Raw genomic sequence first — 23,477 nt, 5'->3', positions numbered from 1 at the left:
GAGAACGGGCGATGGAAGACGACCTCCTGCCGATCTCCGCTCTGCAGCACTATCTCTACTGCCCGCGCCAGTGCGCGCTGATCCACGTCGAGCGCCTGTGGGCGGAGAATCGCCAGACCGCCGAGGGCCGCCTGCTGCATGACCGCGCCGACACGCCGCAGATCGAGCGGCGCCACGGCGTGCGCACGATTACGGCGATGCCGCTGTCCAGCGTCGAACTGGGCATCTCCGGCGTGGCAGACGTCGTCGAGTTCCGTCAGGAAGAGGGGGTGGAGATTCCCTGTCCGGTGGAATACAAGCGCGGACGCCCCAAGGCGCACCGCGCCGATGAAGTCCAGTTGTGCGCGCAGGCGCTGTGCCTGGAGGTCATGTCCGGCTGCCGGGTGGAAGAGGGGGCTCTGTTCTACGGCCAGACGCGCCGGCGTCAGGCCGTCGCATTCGACGACGACCTGCGCCTGCTCACGCTCGACACGATACGCATCACGCGCGAGATGATCCGATCCGGCCGGACCCCGCTCGCAACCTACCGGGCGGAACGCTGCGACGCCTGTTCGCTCATCGACCTGTGCCAGCCGAAACTGCTCGGCAAGGGGCAGGACGTCGAGGCGTGGCTGCGCGGCCAGATCGCGGAGGAGCCCTGATCCATGCGGCGACAGCTCAATACCGTATACGTGACGACGGAAGGCGCATGGTTGCGCAAGGATGGCGCCAACCTCGTCATGGAAGTCGAGGGCGAAGTACGGGCGAGACTACCGGCGCACATGCTCGAAAGCCTGGTGTGCTTCGGGCGGGTGCTGGTGTCGCCGCCGTTGCTCGGCTACTGCGCGGAGCAGGGCATCAGCGTGTGCTATCTGAGCCCCAACGGCAGGTTTCTTGCCCGGGTCGAGGGGCCGGTATCCGGCAACGTGCTGTTGCGGCGGGAACAGTATCGTCGTACCGACGATCCTTCGCGTTGCGCGGCTATCGTGCGGAACGTGTTGATCGGCAAGGTGCACAATCAGCGGGCAGTGGTGTCGCGCGGACTGCGCGACTACGGCAGCGATTTACCCGACCCGGCACAGGCTGAACTCGCGCATACCGACAAGCGGCTCAAGCGGATTGCCGACCGCCTGCTTGCCGATGCCCCGATCGACGTGTTGCGCGGCCTGGAGGGCGAGGCTGCGCAGAGCTACTTTGGCGTGTTCGACCATCTCATCCGCGTGCCGGACGCCGACATGCGCTTTGGCGGGCGCAGCCGGCGCCCACCCGCCGATGCGGCCAACGCGCTGCTCTCCTTCCTCTACACGCTGCTCACGCATGACTGCCGCTCCGCCCTGGAAACGGTGGGCCTGGACCCGGCGGTGGGATTCCTGCATCGAGACCGCCCCGGCCGCCCGAGCCTTGCACTGGACATGGTCGAGGAGTTCCGTCCCGTACTCGCCGACCGCCTGGCACTGACGCTGATCAATCGCAAGCAGGTTTCGACGCGCGATTTCATGCGCATGGACAACGGCGCAGTGCTGCTGAAGGAAGAGTCACGCAAGACCGTGCTCACCGCCTATCAGGAGCGCAAACGCGAATCGCTGCGCCATGCCTTCCTCGACGAAAAGATCGAAATCGGCCTGTTTCCCGTCGTTCAGGCGCAATTGATGGCCCGCCATCTGCGCGGTGACCTCGACGCTTATCCCCCGTTTCTGTGGAAGTAGGGCAGGCCGATGATGGTTCTCGTCAGCTACGATGTGAGTACCCGTGACGCCGGCGGCGAGAAGCGCCTGCGCCGCTTGGCCAAAGCCTGCCGGGACTATGGCCAGCGGGTGCAGTACTCGGTCTTCGAGATCGAAGTCGACCTTGCGCAGTGGACCTTTCTCAAGAGCAGGCTGTGCGAACTGATCGATCCCGAGCACGATAGCCTGCGCTTCTACTATCTCGGCCGGAATTGGCAGAACAAGGTCGAGCATGTGGGTGCAAAGCCTGTCCTCGATCTGAATGGCCCCCTCATCCTCTGACTCATCTCTACGCGCGAACCCCAAGCAGCCGGGCAGACCACGGGAGGTTCGCAAAGGCCGCGGGGCCCCGTGAGCAGGCAGTTCCCCCCGCCTTTCCATGTCCCCTCTGGTTCCATTTGCAGGAGATTCCCCGCGGTTCGCGGGAATGCGGTATTTTCCTTTTTGTCTTCAATCGGTTGCGAGGACGACGTCGCGCCTTTCGTGGGCGCGTGGATTGAAACAACCTTATCGAGCACGGCAAGCTGCGATTTGGTCGTCGCGCCTTTCGTGGGCGCGTGGATTGAAACAGCGGAAGCGCAAGCAATTCACGCATGCCGATATGTCGCGCCTTTCGTGGGCGCGTGGATTGAAACACTGGAGTAACTACCATGAATGCCATCGCTACCCGTCGCGCCTTTCGTGGGCGCGTGGATTGAAACTGGCCGCCATTGACCCGCGCGGTGATGCGGTCGAAGTCGCGCCTTTCGTGGGCGCGTGGATTGAAACGAGCGCACGGGCGGCTACCGGGTGGCGGACCTGCGTCGCGCCTTTCGTGGGCGCGTGGATTGAAACGCGAGGCGCTCGTGCAGGTACAGCGACGTCAGTCCGGTCGCGCCTTTCGTGGGCGCGTGGATTGAAACGGGCGCTGCTACGCGCACGGCGGCATCCTGGTGGGTCGCGCCTTTCGTGGGCGCGTGGATTGAAACCGCCGGGGCGGTGCAAGCTGAAATCTTCAACTCTTGTCGCGCCTTTCGTGGGCGCGTGGATTGAAACTGGATGCGCGCCCCAGCCTGATCCTGCAGGCACTGGTCGCGCCTTTCGTGGGCGCGTGGATTGAAACAAGGAAGTCTGGTACTGGTCCGCCCAGCTCCACGAGTCGCGCCTTTCGTGGGCGCGTGGATTGAAACTGGCCACCATTGACCCGCGCGGTGATGCGGTCGAGTCGCGCCTTTCGTGGGCGCGTGGATTGAAACACCAGCATCGCGGTGTCGTTCTATCCGCCCGAGGAGTCGCGCCTTTCGTGGGCGCGTGGATTGAAACTTGAGTTCGGTGGTGACGCGGCTGGGGAAGTCGCGGTCGCGCCTTTCGTGGGCGCGTGGATTGAAACATTTTGGCCAATATGATTGGCGTTATCTGTTGCTCTGTCGCGCCTTTCGTGGGCGCGTGGATTGAAACTCCTGCGCGCCGGCGATCGTGCATGGGTGATCGAGTCGCGCCTTTCGTGGGCGCGTGGATTGAAACGCGCTCGACGGCGAGTGGATCGGGACCGACCTGCGTCGCGCCTTTCGTGGGCGCGTGGATTGAAACCTGTCCGCGAAGATCGAGTGGATCGTAGCTGCTCAGTCGCGCCTTTCGTGGGCGCGTGGATTGAAACAAGAAGGTCGCGAGTCGTTCGACCTAATCCTAATCGTCGCGCCTTTCGTGGGCGCGTGGATTGAAACGTCGGCAGGCGCGCCGGTGTCGCTGTCGTTCTATTGTCGCGCCTTTCGTGGGCGCGTGGATTGAAACTTTTATGCCCATACGCAGCAAGTCCAACGGCAACAGTCGCGCCTTTCGTGGGCGCGTGGATTGAAACTCGACATGGTGCATGGCGTTGGCCGATGTCGATCGTCGCGCCTTTCGTGGGCGCGTGGATTGAAACGCCGACCCGTCCGAGGCGCCAGCTATTGAAGTGGCGTCGCGCCTTTCGTGGGCGCGTGGATTGAAACCACAGCCGGACGTATGCGCGATCGAGCAGCGTGCGTCGCGCCTTTCGTGGGCGCGTGGATTGAAACTTCATGCTCGACGCCGGCGCGGTGGTGAGGCTCAGGTCGCGCCTTTCGTGGGCGCGTGGATTGAAACCCAAGCGCAGAGAAACATTTCGCGCTGCCACAAGTCGCGCCTTTCGTGGGCGCGTGGATTGAAACTTGACCACCGGCGCGACGGAGGTGTTGATGATGCGGTCGCGCCTTTCGTGGGCGCGTGGATTGAAACTGCCCCTGAAACTGCGCTATCATTTGGTCACTGGGGTCGCGCCTTTCGTGGGCGCGTGGATTGAAACAGTATCCCATTTGGTTGGCCGATTTAGGCCGTGAAGTCGCGCCTTTCGTGGGCGCGTGGATTGAAACCAACCACCGGCCCAGTCGCCATCGAAAAAGAGCCGGTCGCGCCTTTCGTGGGCGCGTGGATTGAAACGTTCTCATGATCACCTTCAAAACCCCCTCAACGTAACGTCGCGCCTTTCGTGGGCGCGTGGATTGAAACTATCTGCATTTGAAACACTTGCGCTCTGTTGGTGGTCGCGCCTTTCGTGGGCGCGTGGATTGAAACTCGCAAGCTTGGATGGGACACGTACCTGATTGCCCAGTCGCGCCTTTCGTGGGCGCGTGGATTGAAACCATCCGCGACCGCGTGCTGAACTGCCTCGGACGCGTCGCGCCTTTCGTGGGCGCGTGGATTGAAACCATCGACCACTAACAATCCGGACGGCTCGACGACGTCGCGCCTTTCGTGGGCGCGTGGATTGAAACTGGCGTCGCCGGTCGGCAGTTGGGAGGAATTGCGGGTCGCGCCTTTCGTGGGCGCGTGGATTGAAACCGTCAGTACTAGGCGTGCGCCCTCGCGTGCTGGGGTCGCGCCTTTCGTGGGCGCGTGGATTGAAACCCTTGATCGAACTCTTGCGCAAGCTGCCTCCGGGTCGCGCCTTTCGTGGGCGCGTGGATTGAAACTGATCGATTGGCTGACGCTCCGCCACCCCCTCGAGTCGCGCCTTTCGTGGGCGCGTGGATTGAAACCTTGGCTTTGTGCGCCTCGGCTTGCGCCGCCTGCGTCGCGCCTTTCGTGGGCGCGTGGATTGAAACTTGCTGCCACTCAAAAAAGCCAGGCCGCGCGACTAGTCGCGCCTTTCGTGGGCGCGTGGATTGAAACCAGCGCGGGTTAGAAGTTGCTGTCCTGTTTCAACGTCGCGCCTTTCGTGGGCGCGTGGATTGAAACTTGCGGTAATCGGTGCCGACGAGGGAACGGAAATTGTCGCGCCTTTCGTGGGCGCGTGGATTGAAACGCGCAGGACTGGTACTGGGGCAGCCAGCAGCTCGAGTCGCGCCTTTCGTGGGCGCGTGGATTGAAACCGATGAGCTGGCCAAGATCGAAGGCGACCTGGCGTGTCGCGCCTTTCGTGGGCGCGTGGATTGAAACGACTCGGGGCCAGGGTACAGATGCAGGGTGGCATCGTCGCGCCTTTCGTGGGCGCGTGGATTGAAACCAGCGGGGCGACAACCGGCAGGGCTACACGGTTATGGTCGCGCCTTTCGTGGGCGCGTGGATTGAAACCTCAGTCTTATCAATGCTACCGTCCGGATTCATTTGTCGCGCCTTTCGTGGGCGCGTGGATTGAAACGAAGTTCCACTGAGCAATCGGCAAGCCGACACCTGGTCGCGCCTTTCGTGGGCGCGTGGATTGAAACCCAGCGAGCACCGTGCATCCCCATTCAAGTTCCACGTCGCGCCTTTCGTGGGCGCGTGGATTGAAACACGCCAGCGAGTACCAAAGCCACGAATGTCGAAGGTCGCGCCTTTCGTGGGCGCGTGGATTGAAACTTGTGCCTGGTCGCTGCACATCAGCGACACGGCGCGTCGCGCCTTTCGTGGGCGCGTGGATTGAAACAAGCGTGGCGCCCATTTCGTCCGACACTGGCCCGATGTCGCGCCTTTCGTGGGCGCGTGGATTGAAACTCCTGCCTGCTACCGGAGGCGTCGGCGGTAGCGTGTCGCGCCTTTCGTGGGCGCGTGGATTGAAACGCACTACTGCGCCGGCTGCGCGCCCAGTCGCGGCACGTCGCGCCTTTCGTGGGCGCGTGGATTGAAACCGCGTCGCGGCGTTGCAGCGAGGGCGCCGATGAGGTCGCGCCTTTCGTGGGCGCGTGGATTGAAACGTACGCACGCCCAACACGAGACAGGCCCTCGCGATGTCGCGCCTTTCGTGGGCGCGTGGATTGAAACGAGGCGGATCTCGCGGAGGCCAAGGCATGAGACTCGTCGCGCCTTTCGTGGGCGCGTGGATTGAAACGCGTTCAACTGGCAGAAGCCGACCGAACTGGCCTCGTCGCGCCTTTCGTGGGCGCGTGGATTGAAACCCGGTACGCCGGTTGCGCGAGGACGACATGCCGCGTCGCGCCTTTCGTGGGCGCGTGGATTGAAACAAGCTCAGTGGTCGGGATGCCCGCGCAAGCGTTCGTCGCGCCTTTCGTGGGCGCGTGGATTGAAACGAGCACGCGATCCCCAGCCCTGTGACTGCGCGGTGTCGCGCCTTTCGTGGGCGCGTGGATTGAAACGGTTTGCCGGCGCCCGGCGATGTGATCACGCAGGAGTCACGCCTTTCGTGGGCGCGTGGATTGAAACCGCGAAGTCGGGCATGGCCTTGCGCCAGGTGTAGGGTCGCGCCTTTCGTGGGCGCGTGGATTGAAACATCACGAGGGCGGTCGACGCGCGTCCGCTTTCCGGTGGTCGCGCCTTTCGTGGGCGCGTGGATTGAAACAAGCGCTACCCACTCGCGATCGGCGCCGAGCGTATGTCGCGCCTCTCGTGGGCGCGTGGATTGAAACTACAAAAGCCAGATCGGTAGCATTTAGCTGCCTGAGTCGCGCCTCTCGTAGGCGCGTGGATTGAAACAACTGCTCCGACTGGGTCTTCCTGCTGCGCCAGAGTCGCGTCCTTCGCGGGCGCGCGGCTTGAAACAACGGCCTGCGTGACCAGATCCCGATGGCACACAGGCCGTTTTCCCTGCGAGACAGGCATCGAACAAAGCCAGTCCCCTACTGCCTCCCGGAAAGATCCAGGAGAGTGCCGAGAGGACGTCTCACAGTCTTACTGCAGGACGTCCCTTGCCGGAGCAGTTATGTATTGTCCTTGACCACCTGGCTCACGCCATTCGATTTGACCGAGGAGATGCCCGCGTCACGTGTGGACTCGGAGGCATACATCTGGCTGGTACCGATCACTTGGCTGTTTGCAGCCTTCAGATTGAAATAGAGCTTGCCGTTCGACGCCGACTTCTTCTCGTATCGGTCCTCCGACTGGCAGTTTGCCTGCACTGACGCTATGCCGTTCTCCGCGGAAGCCCTGGCTTTGTAAAGTTCACTTGTGAGTATCGTTTCTGCATTGCCGGCCTTGAGAATGAAACGAAACTGACCGTCTGTACTCTTGCTCAGCTCGAACCAGCCTGCCATTTTTATCTCCTTGCAACGAACGGATGGCGCTCAGCGCCGGTTGAAGAAACTGACACATGTGGTATGGATATCGGGAAATGGGGCTGCCGGTACCCGGACGCTGGTATCACGGCATCGGGCCACGTATTCTCCAGGGGCTTGCCCGCCGGAAGAAGGCTCGGTAGCGGGGGCAAAGCAGGTGCAGCGAATCGTACCCTGTGCCGCGACACTTCTTCCACCATTGGCTATCGGTTGCCAGTATGCGGCGCCTTCACATCGGGCGTGGCGAAGTGGGGCTGCCCGATGCGCTTGCAGTGAAGTGTCCAGGGGCGCATTCCTTGGGGTGGGAGAATCTGTAGACAGGGCGGGCTGAGGCCGCGTCGCCTCAAACCTCCCGCTGCAGTACCCCGATCGGCGGTGCCCAGTCGCCGCCGGGTTGTTTCTTGCGGGTGACTAGGGTGAGCTGTGCCGGTGCGAAGACGTTGGCGTTGTGGGTGACCGGGGTGGTGATCAGGTATTGCGCGCGGGTGGCGCGCAGGAAGGTGCCGACGCGGTCGATGTTGGCGACGTCCAGGTGCGCGAAGGGTTCGTCGATGAAGACGAAGCCGCCGGGGCGGGCGTCGTCCATCAGCAGGCCGATCAGCAGGATCAGCGACTTCATGACCTGCTGGCCGCCGGAGGCTTCGCCGTCGTTGAGGCCGACGGCGCCCTTGCGGTCGAAGTCGAAGCGCACTTCCAGGCCGGCCTGGGCCAGCGACAGGTCGTCGTTTTCCAGGTGCGGGGTGGGGCAGTCCACGCCGACGTTGGCGAGTTCGCCGAGCGCCTTCAGGTTCCTGGCGTACTGGCGCACGGTGACGCGCAGCTTGGCGATGTAGGCGGCGCGCGCGGCGTCGGTGTGGATGCGCGCGGTGGTGCAGTAGCCCTGGCGGTCGAGGTAGTCGCGTTCGCGCAGCGTCACGTCGGCGGCGAGCCGGTCGCGCACCACGAGCACCGCCGGGTCGGTGATCCACTCGCCTTCGCCGAGGTGGCGGCGCAGGCGCTCGGCCTGCAGGCGGGCGCCGCGCGCGTCGCCGTAGCGCTCGGCCAGCAGGGCGAGTTCGGAGGTGTCCAGCCAGTGCGCCGGCATGCCGCGCCGGCGGCGGCGCAGTTTCAGGATGCGCTCGGCCTGCGCGCGGCGGCGCGGGCCGTGCTCGCGCGCGATGTCGGCCAGGCGCAGGTCGATCGCCTTCTGTTCGCGCGCGCGGCGGTCGACCTCGATCTGGATGCCGCTCAGCTTCTCGCTCAGCGCGTCCAGCGCGCCGCGCGTCTCGGCGCGGTCGGCGATCGCCTCGGTGAGGGCTTTGCGTGCCTGCGGCAGTTCCGCCTCGGCGGCCGCGTAGCGTTCGGCGCTGGCCGCCAGCAGTTGCGCCGACTGCAGGCCGAGCATGCGCTGGCGCAGCGACGCGACCCGCGCGGCGGCTTCGTCCAGCTTTGGGCGCAGCGCTTGCAACTGTCTGTCGAGGCCGCCGATCTCGTCCTGCAGGGCGGCGATGCGCGACTGGCGGGCGAGTTCGCCGAAGTAGAATTCCTGCGGCCGGCCGAGGTGGCGGGCGCCGCGGCGCTCGCGGTGGTAGCCGTCGCGGGTGATCCATTCCTGCTCGCGCGGCAGGTCGCGAGCGGCGCCGGCGTCTTCGACGCGGCGGATGCGGTTGAGCAGGTCCGCGAGCCAGCGCGGCACCGGTGCGGAAAACTGCACCACCTCGGCCAGGCTCATCGGCCGCGGCGGCGGCGCGGGTTCGCGCTCGGGCACGATGAAGTGGCGGAAGCGCTCGCGCTCGCCCAGCGCCCAGGCGGCGTGGCGGTCTGCTTCGCGTTCGAGCAGGACCAGGTGGCGGTAGGTGCGCAGGATGGCTTCCAGCGCCGCCTGCCAGGCGGGGTCGGTGACCTCGACGATCTCGGCCAGGCTGCAGTGGGCGATGCCCTCGGCGCTCAGCTTGACGCGAAAGCGCGCGACTTCGGCATCGCCCGGCGGGCCGTTGCGGTTGCGTTCGGCGCGCAGCGTTTCGGTGCGTTCCTCGAAGGCGGCGACGAGTTCGCGTTCCTTGCCGCGCAGGCGGGCGAGGGCGGCGTCGGCTTCCTCGTGCTCCTTGTCCAGTGCGACGGCATCGGCGCCATGTTCGGCGGCGAGCTGGGCACGCAGCGCGTCGCGCTCGGCGAGCAGCTTTTCCAGGTCGCGCACGCGGTCGTGGGTCGCGAGGTGGCGCTGCTCGGCATCGCCGTCGTGCTGCTTCAGCCGCTTGCGCTCGGCGGCGGCGGCGTCCTGCTCGGCACGCACCTTGTCGAGCCGTGCGCGGGCTTCGCGCTGCTCGGCCTGTTTTTCGGTGCGCTCGCGGTCCAGCCGCAGTAGTTCGCCGCGCTCGGCGGCGATCTCGTGCGCGAGTTCGGCGGTTTCCAGCCGCGGCACGATTTCCGCTTCCAGCGCCTGCACTTCGTCGGCGAGTTGCTTCCATTCGAGGAAGCGGTTGGCCTCGGCCTTCTTTTCCTCGGCCTGCGTCTTCAGCCGGTCGAGATCGATGCCGAGTTCGCCCAGTTCGCGCTCGGCGTTCTTCTGTTCTTCGCGCGCGGCCTGGTAGTTGTCCAGCACCTCCTTGTCGCCGAAGACGTCGAACACCAGTTCGAGCAGCGCCTTGGGCGAGTATTCGCACAGCTTGTCGGTGTCGCCCTGTTCCAGCGCCAGCACCTTGGTGATGGCCGGCGTCAGCCCGCCCCAGGCGAGCCGGTTCTGGTAGTCGCGCAGGCCGATCCAGTCGCTGGTGGCCTCCAGCGCCTCGATGTCCTGGTTGCCGTCGACGATGGCGTAGTCGCGGATCCAGTCGCCGCCGGCCTTGCGGATGCGGCAGGCGAGCGTCACCTCGTCCGACAGGCAGGGGAAGAAGGGCCGCCTGCCGGTGCTGCCCGGCACGTTGGCGACGATGGCCCTGATCCACGCGAAGCTGCGGTCGGCGCGGCGCACGTAGCGGCGGAAGTCGCGCTTGCCGGAGCAGCGCAGCGCGAACAGCGTGCGCAGCGCGTCCAGCAGCGTGGTCTTGCCCGAGCCGTTGGGGCCGACGATGGTGATGATCTGGGCATCGAGCGGCAGCGAGAAGCGGCGCCAGAAGTCCCAATGGACGAGTTCTAGGGTCTTGATGTGGAACATCGGGTGCTCGGCTGGGCGTGTCGGGGCGGTTTCGGCACCGGAGCGGGCTCCGCATGCGCTGCGTCTGCGGCCCGGCTGCGGACAGCGGGGCAGGATGCGAGGCCGGGAGTGTACCGGCGGCTCCGGTCCGCGGCAAATGAGCGCCGCAGCACGGCCGCCGGGGCTTGCGCCGGAACGGCGCACGGCGCGAAATGAGCTGCATCAATGCCGTGCATGGCGGGCTCGGGAACACTGTGCGCCTGTGCATCGACGCCCGAGAGGCAGGACCATGGACTTTCCCGAATTCTTCTGCCGCGTGCCGCGCATCCGCGTGCGCGACCCGCTCGCCGAATTCCTCGGTGCCGCCGAGGGCGGCGTGCTTGAGTACGGCTACGAGGATGCCGTCAGGCTCGCAGGGCATTCCTGCCCCACGGTGGCTTCGGCCTATGTGCTGGCCTGCCGCTCGATGGCGCAGCTTTATCCCGGCGAACTGCCCGAGCGCGGCGGCGTCCGCGTCGATTTCGCCGGACCGCTGGAACACGGCGTGACCGGCGTGATCGCCAGCGTGCTGATGCTGGTCACCGGCGCGGCGCAGCAGGGCGGCTTCAAGGGCATCGGCGGGCATTTCGTGCGGCGCGGGCTGCAGCAGTTCGATGCCGAGATCCCGCTCACGCTGCGCCTGACGCGCATCGACACCGGCGCCGCGATCGATGCCGCGGGACCTGTCGCGCGTGCCGGCGGCAGCCGAGATGCCGGTGCTGATGGGGCGCTGCATCCGCAACGAGGCGGACGCCGGGGAGCGCCGCCTCTTCGGCCGGCTGTGGCAGCAGCGCGTGGAACGCATCCTGCTTGAGCATTGGGACGACGATGCGGTGTTCCACTTCCGCGTCCCCGCAACGAGCACGACGGACGCCTGACCCATGCACGCACACATCCTGCAGCACGTCGCCTTCGAGGGCCCCGGCAGCATCGCCGCCTGGCTGGAGATGGCGGGCTGCGACATCGGCTGCACCCGGTTCCACGACGGCGAGGCGCTGCCCGATCCGGCCACGGTCGACCTGCTGGTGGTGATGGGCGGGCCGATGAGCGTGAACGACGAAGCCGAATTCCCCTGGCTGGCCGAGGAGACGCGCTTCGTCGGCGACATCATCCGCCGCGGCAGGCCGGTGCTGGGCGTGTGCCTGGGCGCCCAGCTCATCGCCAGCGCGCTGGGCGCGCGGGTGTTCCCCAACCGCGAGCGCGAGATCGGCTGGTTTCCGGTGGAGGCGGTGGCGCACGGCGATCCGGCGCTGTTCGGCTTTCCGCCGTCGGTCGAGGTCTTCCACTGGCATGGCGAAACCTTCGACCTGCCGGACGGCGCGGTGCGCCTCGCGCGCAGTGCCGCCTGCGACAACCAGGCTTTCCAGTTCGGCAAGGCGGTGATCGGGCTGCAGTTCCATCTCGAGACCACGCCCGCCTCGGCGCAGCAGATCGTCGAGCACTGCCGCGCCGAGCTGCGGCCCGCGCCCCATGTCCAGTCCGAAGCCGAAATCCTGGCGGCGCCGATCGACAGGTACCTCGCGATCAACGACCTGATGGGCGAGGTGCTCGCCTTCCTGCGTGCCGCCGGCGGCCGGTGAGGCGGGCGCCGCGGCCCGGTCGAGCTTTCAGGCGGTGGCGTCTGTCTCGTCGTCGGGCAGGGGCTCGTCGGCGTCGGATGGGCCCGCGTCCGGCAGGCGATGCCCGGCGGCGGCGAGCACTTCGCCCAGCGTGCCGTGGATGATGCGGTCGGCCATCACCCGGTAGTCGAGCGCGACGTCGAGCAGCGGCCCCTCGCCGATGATGCCGCCGCGGCGCTCGATGAAGCCCAGCCGGGCGAGCTTGCCGAGCGCGATCGTCAGCTTCGTCTTGCCGCCCAGGCGCGGGCCGAAGTCGGCCACCAGCGAGGCTTCCTGCAGGCTGCCCGACACGCTGTCGCCGTGGGCCACCGGCTTGTCGCCGCCGAACATGTCGGCCTGGCCGTCGTCGGCCAGTTCGCGGCGGGTGACCTGGCGCTCGCGCTTGGGCAGCACGATCAGCGACCAGATCACCACCAGCAGCGCGATCTCGTCGCGCCCCAGGCCGAGGTTGCTGGCGGCGTATTCGCGGCCGGCGCCGAACACCGGCTCGGCCATCTCGGGTTGCAGCGCGACGCCGACGTGGGCGGCGTAGGGGTTGTCCAGCAACTGCATGCCGACTTCCGCCAGGCGGCGATCCAGTTCCAGGCGGAAGGCTTCGTCGACCAGCGCGCGGCGCACCATGCGGTCGCTGCGCGGCAGCCAGCGCTGCGCCAGCAGCCGCGCGGTGAGGGTCTTGATGTCGTGGTCCATGTGCGCTTGCTCAGGCGGGGAAGGGGGGGCGGGGCGCGACTTCGCCGGCGTTGATGGCGGCGATCTCGTCCTCGCCCACCGGGACCAGCCCGTCGCCGAACCGTACGTCCAGCGGCAGGCGCATGAAGGCGCCGATGGGGCCGTCGACCGGGCTGGCCGACTCGCCGTCGGCCAGCAGCGCGAGCAGCGACAGGCGGTAGCTGGCGTGGGCGAAACCGCCGCCGGCGACGACGTCGTGCAGCGGCCGCGCCGCGGGCAGGGCCTGGAGCCGGTGGGTGAAATGCTGCAGCAGCGCGAGATCCTCGGTCTGCAGCACCGCATCCGCCGGCGCGGTGTCGGGCGGCGGCAGCGCGGCGTCGGCTTCGGCGCGCAGGCGTGCGTCGCCGAGCGCCGTTTCGGCGCGGTCGAGCAGTTCGTGGCCACCGGCCAGCAGCGGCAGGTCGGGCACCATTGCGAGGGCATCCGCCGCCAGCGTGCCGATGGCGGCGGCGTCGAGCTTGCGCAGCCATGCCGCGACGTCCGACGACGAAATCCCCGAACCGCCCAGCGTGACCCGCTGCGCCTCGATCTTGTTCAGCGCGCGCTGGAACGCGGCATCGGCCCGCGCCAGCCGCGACTGCGCCAGGCCGATGCGCTGCGCGACGCGGGCGATGTCGAAATCGACCTCGGGATCGGCCAGCAGCTTGTCGAGGATATCGGTGCCGCGCGCCAGCCAGCGGCCGTTGGCCGACAGGCGGCGGCGCGCGTCGAGGATGCGGAATTCCGAGCCGGAGGCGATCGCCTCTTCGAAATGCCAGGTGAGGTCGTTGAGCTTGGACAGCAGATGGCCCAGCGACTCGGCCGTCACGCCGCCCACCGCCTGCAGGCCGGCGAGCTGGGCGGTGAGAAAGCCGAGTTCGGCATCTTCTTCCTCGCCGAAGCGCAGCAGCATCGCGATCGCCGCCACCGCGTTGCGGCCGATGTCCGACAGGTGGTACTGGCCGTCCTCGCCGATGGAGAGCAGCGCGTTGTCGCGCAGGCGCTTGAGCACCGTTTCCAGCTTCACCGCGTCGAGATAGGCGAAGCGGGCGCGCAGGGCCTCCGGCGACCAGCGCGGCGCCTCGGCCTCGCGCCCGATCTCGCGCAGTACCAGCAAGCGCATCAGCACCTCCGCCTCGGTGCCGCGGAACAGCGTGATGAAGGCGTCGAGCAGCGGGCGCGCGGCATTCAGCGCGGCCAGTTCGGGCACCTCGTCGGCATCGACGCCGGATGCGAGGAATTCGGTGTAGAGGGTGGCGTCGTCGTTCAAGAACAGCCTGCTTCGGAAAGGCGCGGTCTTGCCGGCCGGCCCGGATCGGTGCGAAGGACCTGTTCCCGGCCTGCGGTCGCGGGCGGAAATCGCGGTCGCGGGAGCGCATCGCAAAGGCAGGCATTATAGCCGCGCACCTTACCGATCCTTACAATCTTCAGCGCCGGGGACGTTGGGCCGAAGGGGGCCGAAGAGCGAGAATTTCAGCGGATTCCCGTGCCGGCCGCGTCCTTCGCCGGGGCCGCCGGCGGTCTTCCGGATGCCGGAGAAGATGCCATGAAAACCCCGTTCCCACGCCTGGCTTCCCTTGCCAGGTTCGCCTGCATCGCCACGCTCGCATCGGCCTGCATCCTGCCGGCCTACGCCGACCGGGGCGACTTCCGCGGACGCCCGGGCGACCGCCCGGCCGCGCGCCATTTCGACCACCGCGAATGGCGCGGCGGCCGCTGGGTCCATGGCGATCACGGCGGCCACCTGGGCTGGTGGTGGGTCGTCTCCGGAGCCTGGTACTTCTATCCGCGGCCGATCTATCCGTATCCGCCGGTGGTGATCCAGCAGCGCGTTCCGGAACCTGCGATCGTGCAGCCAGCGCCGCAGGCTTCGCCGCCGGTCTGGTACTACTGCCCCGGTTCCGATGCGTACTACCCCTATGTGCAGCGTTGCCCGGAGGGCTGGCGCACCGTGCCGGCCGTGCCGCCCGGGCTGCGTGAAGAATGAGCGGGAGCCCGACGATGAAGCGTCTCGACATCCGGCCGTACGTCCTCCTCCCGGCCCTGCTGCTCGCCGGCTGTGCCGCCGTCCCCAGCGGCCCGCGCGTGGCGGTGATGCCGGCGCCGGGCAAACCCTTCGACCTGTTCGTGGTGGAAGAACGGGAATGCCGCCGCTACGCGGAAGAATCCATCGGCCTGGCGCGCGGCGACCTCGAAGCCCGCAGCGCGGTGGGCAGCGCCGCGGTGGGGACTGCGGTCGGCGCGGCGGCCGGCGCGCTGGCGGGCGGAGAGCGCGGCGCCGCGACCGGCGCCGGGGTCGGCCTGCTGGCCGGGACGGCGAGCGGCACGTCGCAGGCGGCATATGCCGGCGCCGACGCCCAGCGCCGCTACGACATCGCGTACCAGCAGTGCATGTACGCCAAGGGCAACCAGATTCCCGGCTACGCCTCTCCCTACCGCTACCGCGAATCGGCCCCGGCGGAAACGCCGTACTACTACCCGCCGCCGCCGCCCCGGCGCTGAGGGTGCGCGGCAAAAAGGAAAGCGCCGCCAGGAAGGCGGCGCGATCGGTGGCCGGGCAGGCCGGCCCGCGGCGGAATCGGATGCCCTGCGTCAGATGTTTTGAGTCCGATGTCTTGAGTCAGATGTCCTGAGTCAGACGCCCTGCTTGAGGCTGGCGGCGATGAAGTCGTCGAGGTCGCCGTCCAGCACCGCCTGCGTGTTGCCCACTTCGTGGTTGGTGCGCAGGTCCTTGATGCGCGACTGGTCCAGCACGTAGCTGCGGATCTGGTGGCCCCAGCCGATGTCGCTCTTGCTGTCTTCGAGCTTCTGCTGCTCGGCCTGGCGCTTGCGCAGTTCGAGTTCGTACAGCCGCGCCTTGAGCATCGACATCGCCTCGGCCCTGTTCTTGTGCTGCGAACGGTCGTTCTGGCACTGCACCACGGTGTTGGTCGGCACGTGGGTGATGCGCACCGCCGAGTCGGTCTTGTTGATGTGCTGGCCGCCGGCGCCGGAGGCGCGGAAGGTGTCGATGCGCAGGTCGGCGGGGTTGATGTCGATCTCGATGGAGTCGTCCACCTCCGGGAACACGAACACCGAGGTGAAGCTGGTGTGGCGGCGCGCATTGGAGTCGAACGGGCTCTTGCGCACCAGGCGGTGGATGCCGGTTTCCGTTCGCAGGTAGCCGTAGGCGTATTCGCCGCTGACCTTGATCGTGCAGTTCTTCAGGCCGGCGACTTCGCCCTCGGTCTCTTCCAGCACTTCGACGCCGAAGCCTTTCTTCTCGCAGTAGCGCAGGTACATGCGTTCCAGCATGCCGGCCCAGTCCTGCGCTTCGGTGCCGCCGGCGCCGGCCTGGATCTCGATGAAGCAGTTGTTGGGGTCCATCGGATTGGCGAACATGCGGCGGAACTCGAGCTTTTCCACCTCGGCCTGCAGGCCGCCGAGGTCGCCTTCGACCGCCTCGAAGGTATCGTCGTCGCTCTCGGCCTCGGCCAGGTCGAAGAGATCCTTCAGGTCGCGCGCCTGGGTGTCGATCGTCTGCAGCGTCAGCACCACGTCCTCGAGCTGGCGCTTTTCCTTGCCCAGATCCTGCGCGCGTTCGGCGTCGTTCCAGACGGCCGGGTCTTCCAGGGCGCGGTTGACCTCTTCGAGCTTCGATGCTTTCACATCGTAGTCAAAGATACCTCCGTAGTTCGCGACCCCGGGCGGTGAGATCGGCGAGTCTTTCGGCGATGGCGTTGAGGCGTTCGGCGTCCATGGAACTGCTCCGGCTGAATCTGGGAAACCGCGCATTATACGCGGGGCGGGCAAACACCGCGCGGGCCGGTGGACGGCGCAGCCGGGGCGGACGAGCCTGTTTGCAGGCCGGCCTCGAAACGACCGCTTCTCCGTGGTTGGTATAGACCAGCCGGCCGCGGAGCGGTGCCCGATCTGCCGGGCTCGGGATGGCGACCGACGCCGCGCCGGACAGCCTGGCCGGACGGAACGGCCCTGCGCGGCGGCCTGGCACGGAAGGCGGGCGCCGGGCCGGCGGCGCCCGCCCGAAGGGCACGTCAGCCGAGGCGTGCGAGGACGTCGATGTCGGCCATCGCCATCACCGCGTTGCCACTGCCCGAGGACTGCGTGTATTGGCCGTACTGGCGCGCGGCGAGCCTTGTGCCGTTGGCGGCCATCGCGTGCACGGCGCCCAGCAGCGTCGCCAGCGGGCGGCCGCCCATCTCGGCGCCGACGAAGCGGGCGTAGTCGCCGAAGTCCGCGATCGCCTCTTCGACGCGGCCTTCCTTCAGCCGTCCGATGAAGCGTTCGTCGGCCGCGATCCGCTCCTGCAGCGGCCAGTTGGCGCGGCCGCGCACCAGCACGTGGCTCAGGGCCGAACTGGCGACGAGCACCGCGCGCCGGCCCAGGCGCCGGGCCGTTTCATGCACGGCGGCACCGGCCCGCAGGCATTCGTCGATGTCCGACATCAGCACCGACGGCAGCACGACCACCGGCACTTCCGCCTGCGGATCGAGGTACTGCATCGGCACGAAGGTGCCGTAGTCCCAGGCGAAGTGCTCGGACTCGTTGCGCACCGACGGTACCCCCGCGGCGCCGAAGGCTTCGACCAGGGCGCCGGCGAAGGCGGGGTCGCCCGCATGGTCGTAGGGGCTGCCCGGAATCAGTTGGGGCGCTTCGTCGGCGACGCAATGGCCCTTGTGCCTGGGCTGGCAGGTGACCGGCCAGTCGAAGGTCGCCACCCAGTGGCTGGAGACGACCACCCAAAGGTCGGGCCCGAGCGCGCGCAGCGCCTTGCCCAGTTCCAGTTCGGCATCCACCAGGTTCTGCTGGTAGTCGGGCGTGTTCCGGGACAGGCCCAGCGTCGGCACGTGGGCGGCAATCGCCGCCGCAATCAGTCCGCTCATGATCCGACCTCCCTTCAGGCGCTGGCCCTGGCCGCTTCGTCGTCGGCCTCGCGCTTGGCGATGTTGGCGATGATCTCGGCGCCGCGGTTGGCCGCGGACAGGCCGCGGAACAGGAAGGCCAGGCTCACCACCGCCTGCATTTCCTCCCAGCTCGCACCGGCGCGGCGCGCGGCGATGCCGTGCAGCGGCGCGGCGTCGTTGAGGTCCATCAGCAGCATGCCGAACAGCATCAGTTGCGCCGTCTTCACGTCGAAGCACTCCGGGTACATCGCGTGGGCGCGCATCTTTTCCTGCATTTCGAGCAGGGTGGGGTCGAGTGCGCCGGTGACGTTGATGCGGGCTTCGATGCGCGGCGGCACGAAGCCGATGAGTTCCTTGTAGATCGCAAAGCGTTCTTCCGCGCTCTGGTCCTGGTCGGCATAGGCGCCGATGCGTTCGCGGACGATGTCGACATTGACTCGGGGTGGCAGCATGGGGTTCTCCTGTTGGCGGATGCCCGGGCGGCGCATGGCCGTCCGGTGCGGAGGATGGGCGAAGGGTCGGGCGGCATGGCCCGCCGCGGCGGGCCGCGCCGTTCAGTGGGCGACGCCGACGCCGCGCGTCCCGAAGGCGGTCCCGGGCGTGCCGCCTGCTTGCGCGGGTTGATGGTCATGGTTCTTGCTCGGGGCGCACCGGGCGGCGGCGATTGTCATGCGGGACCTTCGAACGGCAGCCCGACGTAGTTCTCGGCCAGCGAGGCCGCGGCTGCGCGCGAACTCACCACGTAGTCGAGCTGGGCGCGGCGGAAGCGGCGGGTGATCGTGTCCTCGCCGTCGAAGTCGTGCAGCATGGTGGTCATGAACCACGAGAAGTGCTCGCCGCGCCAGATGCGCTTGAGCGCGCTGGCGCCGTAGCCGGCGAGCGCTTCCCGCGAGGCCCCGCGGTAGAAATCGGCGATCGCGCCGCTCAGCAGCACGACGTCGCCCGCCGCCAGGTTCAGGCCCTTGGCGCCGGTGGGCGGCACGATGTGGGCCGAGTCGCCGGCGAGAAACAGCCGCCCGTGCTGCATCGTTTCGCAGACGAAGCTGCGCATCGCGATGATGCCTTTCTGGAAGATGCGGCCTTCCTTCAGCTTCCAGCCATCGCTGCCAGCCGTGCGCGCATGGAATTCCGTCCAGATGCGATCGTCGGACCAGTTGTCCACGCTGTCGGCAGGGTCGCACTGGAAGTACATGCGTTGGACGGTCGGCGTGCGCGTGCTGACGAGCACGAAGCCGCGGTCGCTCTGGGCGTAGATCAGTTCCTCGCTGGAAGGCGGTGCCTCGCACAGGATGCCGAACCAGCCGCAGGGGTAGGTCTTCAGGTGCTCCCGGCGGACGGCGGCCGGGATCGCTTGGCGCGAGGGGCCGTGGAAACCGTCACAGCCGGCGATGAAGTCGCATTGGATCTCGTGCGCCTCGCCGTTCCTGGTGTAGCGGATCGACGGCCGTTCGCTGTCTACATCGTGCAGGCCGACATCGGCCACGCCGAACTCGATCGTCGTGCCGTTCCCCAACACGGCGGCGACCAGATCGGTGATGACCTCGTGCTGCGGATAGACCATGATCGACTTGCCGCCGGTGAGTTCGTGCAGGTCGATGCGATGGCGCTTGCCGCCGAAGGCGAGTTCGATGCCGTGGTGCTCGAAGCCCTCCCGCATCATGCGGTCGCCGACGCCGAGCTGCTTGAGCAGTTGCACGGTCGGGTATTCGAGCACGCCTGCCTTGATGGTTCCCTCGATGGCTTCGCGGGCCTGCTGCTCGAGGATGATGGAATCGATGCCCTGAAGGTGGAGCAGGTGCGAAAGCAGCAGGCCCGCCGGGCCTGCGCCGATGATGCCGACCTGGGTTTTGTGCGCCATTTTTCGTCTCCGCTGGAATGATGGGGTCTTGTCCTTGACCCGCGCGCCCTGTCTTGCGGGCGGGGGACGGAAACGAAGCTTACGGACACAATCAAAATCGATGAATGTAAGAATTAATGAGATTTATGGTAGTTTTCGAAAGCCGCTGCATCGCCTCGGCCGTGACGTGGCAAACCTTCCTCCCCGGCCGGGCCGGTTCCCGGAGTTGATGCCCGTGGATGACGCCTCCCGCATTCCCACCTACAAGCTGTTCGGCGAAACGGAACTCTGGCCGGCGCCCGAGCCGATGCACTACGAGACGATCGTCGAGCGCAGCTCGCTGTACGACTGGGAAATCACGCCGCACCGCCACGACAACCTGTTCCAGATCCTGTTCCTGGAGAGCGGCGGGGCGGGCATGACGCTGGAAACGCAAAGCGGCGCGCTGCCGACGCCGTGCATCGTGGCGATGCCGCCGCGGCGCGTGCATGGCTACTCGTTCTCGCCGGACGTGGTCGGCCACATCGTCACCATGCCGCAGTTCCTGCTGGGCGAACTGCTGGTGCCGTCGCCCGAACTGCACGGCGAACTCGGCAGCCCGCATCGACACCTGCTGGGCGACGAGGCGGCGTCGCTGGCGCTGCTGCGCCAACTGTTCCACCGGCTCAGGGAGGAATACACGGGCAGCCGGCCGGGCCGCGTCAGCGTGATGCTGGCGATCCTGACCCACGTGCTGGTCTGGCTCGCACGCGCGGGCGGCAGCGCGCGCCAGGACGTCGGGCAGGAGCGCTTCGCCCAGCGGCTGGACCGCTTCCACGAACTGATCGACCGCAATTTTCGCGAGCGGCGGCCGGTGAGCTTCTATGCCGGCCAACTCGGCGTGTCGACCGTGCAGCTCAATATCGCGTGCCGCCGCAAGACGGGGCGCAGCGCGCAGCAACTGATTCACGACCGCCTGCTGCTGGAGGCGCGCCGCCTGCTCGCCTATTCGGATCTCGATGTGGCCAGCATCAGCTATGCGCTCGGCTTCCGCGATCCGTCGTACTTCTCTCGCTTCTTCACAAAGGCGCAAGGCACTGCGCCATCGGCGTTCCGCCAGTTGCACGGCCGCGCGCGGGAGGGGTGAGCGCAGGCCGGGCCGGATCGCACCGGCCTGCGCTTCAGCGTCCCGTGCCGTTCGCCGGGCGGAGAGTCCCGTTCAGGAAAGGGCCGCTTCGAGTCCGGCCGTCCGTCCCTGGCGCTCGGCGCTCGGCGCGCGTCTCGTGGATCAGCCGGCATTCGCCTGCTTCGTCCACCGCTTCGAGGCGCACGGTGAATCCCCACAGCCGGGCGATGTGCTTCATGACCTCTTCGGTGGTGTCGCCCAGGGGGCGGCGCTGGTGCTGCTGGTGGCGCAGGGTGAGCGAGCGGTCGCCGCGCAGGTCGACGTTCCAGACCTGGATGTTGGGCTCGCGGTTGCCCAGGTTGTACTGCTCGGAGAGGATCTGGCGCACGCGCTGGAAGCCCGGATCGTCGTGGATGGCCGACACCTTGAGCTTGTCTTCGCGGTCGTCGTCGAGCACGGCGAAGAAGCGGAACTCGCGCATGACCCTGGGCGACAGGTACTGGGCGATGAAGCTCTCGTCCTTGAAGTTGCGCATGGCGAAATCGAAGGTCTCGCGCCAGTCGGAGCCGGCGATCTCGGGGAACCAGCGGCGGTCCTCGTCGTCGGGGTCCTCGCAGATGCGGCGGATGTCGCGCCACATGGCAAAGCCCAGCGCGTAGGGGTTGATGCCGCTGTACCAGCGGCTGTTGTAGGGGGGCTGGGCGACGACGTTGGTGTGCGACTGCAGGAACTCGAGCATGAAGCTGTCGGCCAGCAGCCCTTCGTCGTACAGGGTGTTGAGCAGGGTGTAATGCCAGAAGGTGGCCCAGCCTTCGTTCATGACCTGGGTCTGGCGCTGGGGGAAGAAGTACTGCGCGATCTTGCGCACGATGCGCACGACCTCGCGCTGCCAGGGCTCGAGCAGCGGGGCGTTCTTCTCGATGAAATAGAGCAGGTTTTCCTCCGGCTCGGCCGGAAAGCGCGGGTGCCGGGCGCGGGCGTCATCGCGCGTCTCGTGCGACGGCAGCGTGCGCCACAGGTCGTTGACCTGCGTCTGCAGGTAGTCCTCGCGCTCCTTCTGGCGCAGCTTCTCCTGCGCCACCGAGAGCTTGCCGGGGCGCTTGTAGCGGTCGACGCCCAGGTTCATCAGGGCGTGGCAGGAGTCGAGCAGCATCTCGACTTCTTCCTCGCCGTAGCGCTCCTCGCACTGGCTGATGTAGTTCCGCGCGAACACGAGGTAGTCGATGATGGCGTCGGCGTTGGTCCAGGTGCGGAACAGGTAGTTGCCCTTGAAGAAGCTGTTGTGGCCGTAGGCGGCGTGGGCGATCACCAGCCCCTGCATGGTCAGCGTGTTCTCTTCCATCAGGTAGGCGATGCAGGGGTCGGAGTTGATGACGATCTCGTAGGCCAGCCCCATCTGCCCGCGCCTGTAGCCTTTCTCGGTGGCGAGGAAGTGCTTGCCGAAGGACCAGTGGTGGTAGTTGACCGGCATGCCGACCGAGGCGTAGGCGTCCATCATCTGCTCGGCGGTGATGACCTCGATCTGCACCGGGTAGGTGTCCAGGCCGTAGTCCCTGGCTACGCGGGCGATCTCGCCGTGGTACTGCTCGATGCTGTCGAACGTCCATTCCGACGTGGCGGGCAGGGGCGCGGCTTTGCGGGCGGTTCGGGTTGCGCGTTTCATGACAGGCTCTTCTTGAACAGTTCACGGAACACCGGATAGATGTCGGCCGGCGACTGGATGCGCTGCATGGCGAAGTTGCTGCGCGAGGCGCGTACGGTCTCGTACTCCTGCCACAGGTTCTGCGCGTCTGCGTCGGTGATCTCGATGTAGGCGAAGTACTGGCAGGCGGGCAGGATGTCCTGCGCGAGCAGGTCGCGGCTGACCGCGCAATCGTTTTGCCAGTTGTCGCCGTCGGAAGCCTGGGCGCCGTAGATGTTCCACTGGCCGTTGGCGTAGCGCTCGCGGATGATGTCGCGCATCAGCACCAGCGCGCTGGAAACCACCGTGCCGCCCGATTCGCGCGAGTGGAAGAATTCGTCCTCGTCGGTCTCCTGGGCCACCGTGTGGTGGCGGATGAAGACGACCTCGATGTGCTCGTAGGTGCGCGTCAGAAAGAGGTGCAGCAGCATGAAGAAGCGCTTGGCAGTGGCCTTGCGGTTCTCATCCATCGAGCCGGAGACGTCCATCAGGCAGAACATCACCGCCTGGGTGGTCGGCTGCGGCACCCGGATGCGGTTGTTGTAGCGCAGGTCGAAGCTGTCGATGAAGGGGATGTTGTCGATCTTCGCGCGCACGCGGCCGATCTGGTCGCGCAGCGCGACGACCGCGGCGGCGTCCTCGCCATCTTCTTCCAGCGCGTCGTCGAGTTCGCGCTGCAGTTCGCGCAGCCGCGCGTTGTACGGTGAACCCAGCGCCAGGCGGCGGCCGAGCGCGCCGCGCAGGGAGCGCACGACGTTGATGTTGGTGGGCACCCCGTCCGAGGTGAAGCCGGCGCGCCGCGTCTTGAGATCGGTGATGCAGGCCAGTTGCGTGCGGATCAGCCGGGGCAGTTCCAGGTCCTCGAAGAAGAGGTCGAGGAACTCCTCGCGCGAGAGCTGGAACACGAAGGCATCCTCGTGTTCGCCCTCGTTGCCGGCCTCGCCCTGGCCGCCTCCGCCACCGTCGCCGCCGGACGGGCGCCGGATGAGGTCGCCGGCGGAGAACTGGTCGTTGCCGCTGAAGACCTGCTCCCAGATGCCGCCGCGGCCCTGGTGCAGGATGGGCTCGGACAGGTCGCGCGCGGGGATGCTGATCTTCTCGCCGTTGTCGAGGTCGCGGATCGAACGGCCATGGATCGCCTCCGACACCGCCTTGCGGATCTGCTGCTTGAAGCGGCGCATGAAGCGCTGGCGATTGACGGTGCTCTTGTGCTTGCTGTCGAAACGTCGATCGATGATGCGGGCCATGATGCCTCCTCGATGGTGTCGGGCCCGGACGGCCGC

General features: G+C 67.1%; 17 protein-coding genes, 1 pseudogene and 1 CRISPR repeat array. Of the genes and pseudogenes, 8 read left to right on the top strand and 10 right to left on the bottom strand.

Annotated features, from left to right (window positions below; all coding sequences use genetic code 11):
* The first annotated feature begins 11 nt into the window (after positions 1–11).
* From cas4 to cas2, 3 genes are read left to right on the top strand one after another with little or no spacing between them, the layout of a single operon-like run.
* Positions 12–641 (top strand): CRISPR-associated protein Cas4, encoded by a 630-nt coding sequence (gene cas4 / locus CCZ27_RS11460; protein ID WP_096448287.1) that lies wholly within the window; start codon positions 12–14, stop codon positions 639–641.
* 3 nt (positions 642–644) lie between these two features.
* Entirely contained in the window at positions 645–1,685 is a 1,041-nt protein-coding gene (gene cas1c / locus CCZ27_RS11455) for a type I-C CRISPR-associated endonuclease Cas1c (protein WP_096448285.1), read from the top strand.
* A gap of 9 nt (positions 1,686–1,694) precedes the next feature.
* Positions 1,695–1,985, top strand: a complete 291-nt coding sequence (gene cas2, locus CCZ27_RS11450) for a CRISPR-associated endonuclease Cas2 (RefSeq protein WP_096448283.1) — start codon at positions 1,695–1,697, stop codon at positions 1,983–1,985.
* Positions 1,986–2,174: 189 nt separating this feature from the next.
* Positions 2,175–6,677: direct repeats of the CRISPR family, unit length 32 nt; unit sequence GTCGCGCCTTTCGTGGGCGCGTGGATTGAAAC.
* A 158-nt stretch (positions 6,678–6,835) separates the two neighbouring features.
* On the opposite strand, the gene CCZ27_RS11445 is transcribed toward cas2, so the two are convergent.
* Both CCZ27_RS11445 and CCZ27_RS11440 read right to left on the bottom strand, forming a co-directional pair.
* On the bottom strand, positions 6,836–7,168 hold the full coding sequence (locus tag CCZ27_RS11445; RefSeq protein ID WP_096448281.1) for a YegP family protein: 333 nt from the start codon (positions 7,166–7,168) through the stop codon (positions 6,836–6,838).
* A gap of 364 nt (positions 7,169–7,532) precedes the next feature.
* Positions 7,533–10,322 (bottom strand): AAA family ATPase, encoded by a 2,790-nt coding sequence (locus tag CCZ27_RS11440; RefSeq protein ID WP_096448279.1) that lies wholly within the window; start codon positions 10,320–10,322, stop codon positions 7,533–7,535.
* Between the two features lie 268 nt (positions 10,323–10,590).
* Here CCZ27_RS11440 and CCZ27_RS11435 point away from each other — a divergent pair.
* Both CCZ27_RS11435 and CCZ27_RS11430 read left to right on the top strand, forming a co-directional pair.
* Positions 10,591–11,218 (top strand): annotated as a pseudogene (locus CCZ27_RS11435) (hypothetical protein).
* 3 nt (positions 11,219–11,221) lie between these two features.
* On the top strand, positions 11,222–11,920 hold the full coding sequence (locus CCZ27_RS11430; RefSeq protein WP_096448277.1) for a type 1 glutamine amidotransferase: 699 nt from the start codon (positions 11,222–11,224) through the stop codon (positions 11,918–11,920).
* A 27-nt stretch (positions 11,921–11,947) separates the two neighbouring features.
* Here the strand turns inward: CCZ27_RS11430 and CCZ27_RS11425 are convergent, their stop codons facing one another.
* Complete coding sequence (locus CCZ27_RS11425; protein ID WP_096448275.1) at positions 11,948–12,649, bottom strand: hypothetical protein; 702 nt, start codon at positions 12,647–12,649, stop codon at positions 11,948–11,950.
* 10 nt (positions 12,650–12,659) lie between these two features.
* Positions 12,660–13,937, bottom strand: a complete 1,278-nt coding sequence (locus tag CCZ27_RS11420) for a hypothetical protein (protein WP_096448273.1) — start codon at positions 13,935–13,937, stop codon at positions 12,660–12,662.
* Positions 13,938–14,213: 276 nt separating this feature from the next.
* Here CCZ27_RS11420 and CCZ27_RS11415 point away from each other — a divergent pair, with 276 nt between their 5' ends.
* Both CCZ27_RS11415 and CCZ27_RS11410 read left to right on the top strand, forming a co-directional pair.
* Positions 14,214–14,654 (top strand): hypothetical protein, encoded by a 441-nt coding sequence (locus tag CCZ27_RS11415; protein WP_157748551.1) that lies wholly within the window; start codon positions 14,214–14,216, stop codon positions 14,652–14,654.
* 14 nt (positions 14,655–14,668) lie between these two features.
* On the top strand, positions 14,669–15,169 hold the full coding sequence (locus tag CCZ27_RS11410; RefSeq protein WP_096448269.1) for a YMGG-like glycine zipper-containing protein: 501 nt from the start codon (positions 14,669–14,671) through the stop codon (positions 15,167–15,169).
* Between the two features lie 132 nt (positions 15,170–15,301).
* Here the strand turns inward: CCZ27_RS11410 and prfB are convergent.
* The 4 genes from prfB to CCZ27_RS11390 all read right to left on the bottom strand — a co-directional run bounded on the left by prfB (position 15,302) and on the right by CCZ27_RS11390 (position 19,429).
* Positions 15,302–16,406, bottom strand: a protein-coding gene (gene prfB, locus CCZ27_RS11405) for a peptide chain release factor 2 (RefSeq protein ID WP_096448267.1) whose coding sequence is annotated in 2 segments (ribosomal slippage) — positions 15,302–16,324 and positions 16,326–16,406 — 1,104 coding nt in all. Because the reading frame shifts where the segments join, the coding sequence is not laid out codon by codon here.
* Between the two features lie 295 nt (positions 16,407–16,701).
* Positions 16,702–17,550, bottom strand: a complete 849-nt coding sequence (locus tag CCZ27_RS11400) for a DODA-type extradiol aromatic ring-opening family dioxygenase (protein WP_096448265.1) — start codon at positions 17,548–17,550, stop codon at positions 16,702–16,704.
* Between the two features lie 14 nt (positions 17,551–17,564).
* The gene (locus tag CCZ27_RS11395; protein ID WP_096452461.1) at positions 17,565–18,023 is read right to left on the bottom strand and encodes a carboxymuconolactone decarboxylase family protein; all 459 of its coding nucleotides are present in this window, start codon (positions 18,021–18,023) and stop codon (positions 17,565–17,567) included.
* 215 nt (positions 18,024–18,238) lie between these two features.
* On the bottom strand, positions 18,239–19,429 hold the full coding sequence (locus CCZ27_RS11390) for a 4-hydroxybenzoate 3-monooxygenase (protein ID WP_096448263.1): 1,191 nt from the start codon (positions 19,427–19,429) through the stop codon (positions 18,239–18,241).
* A 214-nt stretch (positions 19,430–19,643) separates the two neighbouring features.
* Here CCZ27_RS11390 and CCZ27_RS11385 point away from each other — a divergent pair, with 214 nt between their 5' ends.
* The gene (locus tag CCZ27_RS11385) at positions 19,644–20,534 is read left to right on the top strand and encodes a helix-turn-helix domain-containing protein (RefSeq protein WP_232516336.1); all 891 of its coding nucleotides are present in this window, start codon (positions 19,644–19,646) and stop codon (positions 20,532–20,534) included.
* A 34-nt stretch (positions 20,535–20,568) separates the two neighbouring features.
* On the opposite strand, the gene CCZ27_RS11380 is transcribed toward CCZ27_RS11385, so the two are convergent.
* Both CCZ27_RS11380 and CCZ27_RS11375 read right to left on the bottom strand, forming a co-directional pair.
* Complete coding sequence (locus tag CCZ27_RS11380) at positions 20,569–22,176, bottom strand: SpoVR family protein (RefSeq protein ID WP_096448259.1); 1,608 nt, start codon at positions 22,174–22,176, stop codon at positions 20,569–20,571.
* A complete protein-coding gene (locus CCZ27_RS11375) occupies positions 22,173–23,441 on the bottom strand; it encodes a YeaH/YhbH family protein (protein ID WP_096448257.1) in 1,269 nt (422 codons plus the stop codon). Before CCZ27_RS11375 ends, CCZ27_RS11380 begins: the two co-directional genes overlap by 4 nt.
* Between the last annotated feature and the right edge of the window lie 36 nt (positions 23,442–23,477).

Source organism: Thauera sp. K11 (assembly GCF_002354895.1).
Lineage (GTDB): Bacteria > Pseudomonadota > Gammaproteobacteria > Burkholderiales > Rhodocyclaceae > Thauera > Thauera sinica.
This window is presented reverse-complemented; position numbering and strand designations above follow the sequence as displayed.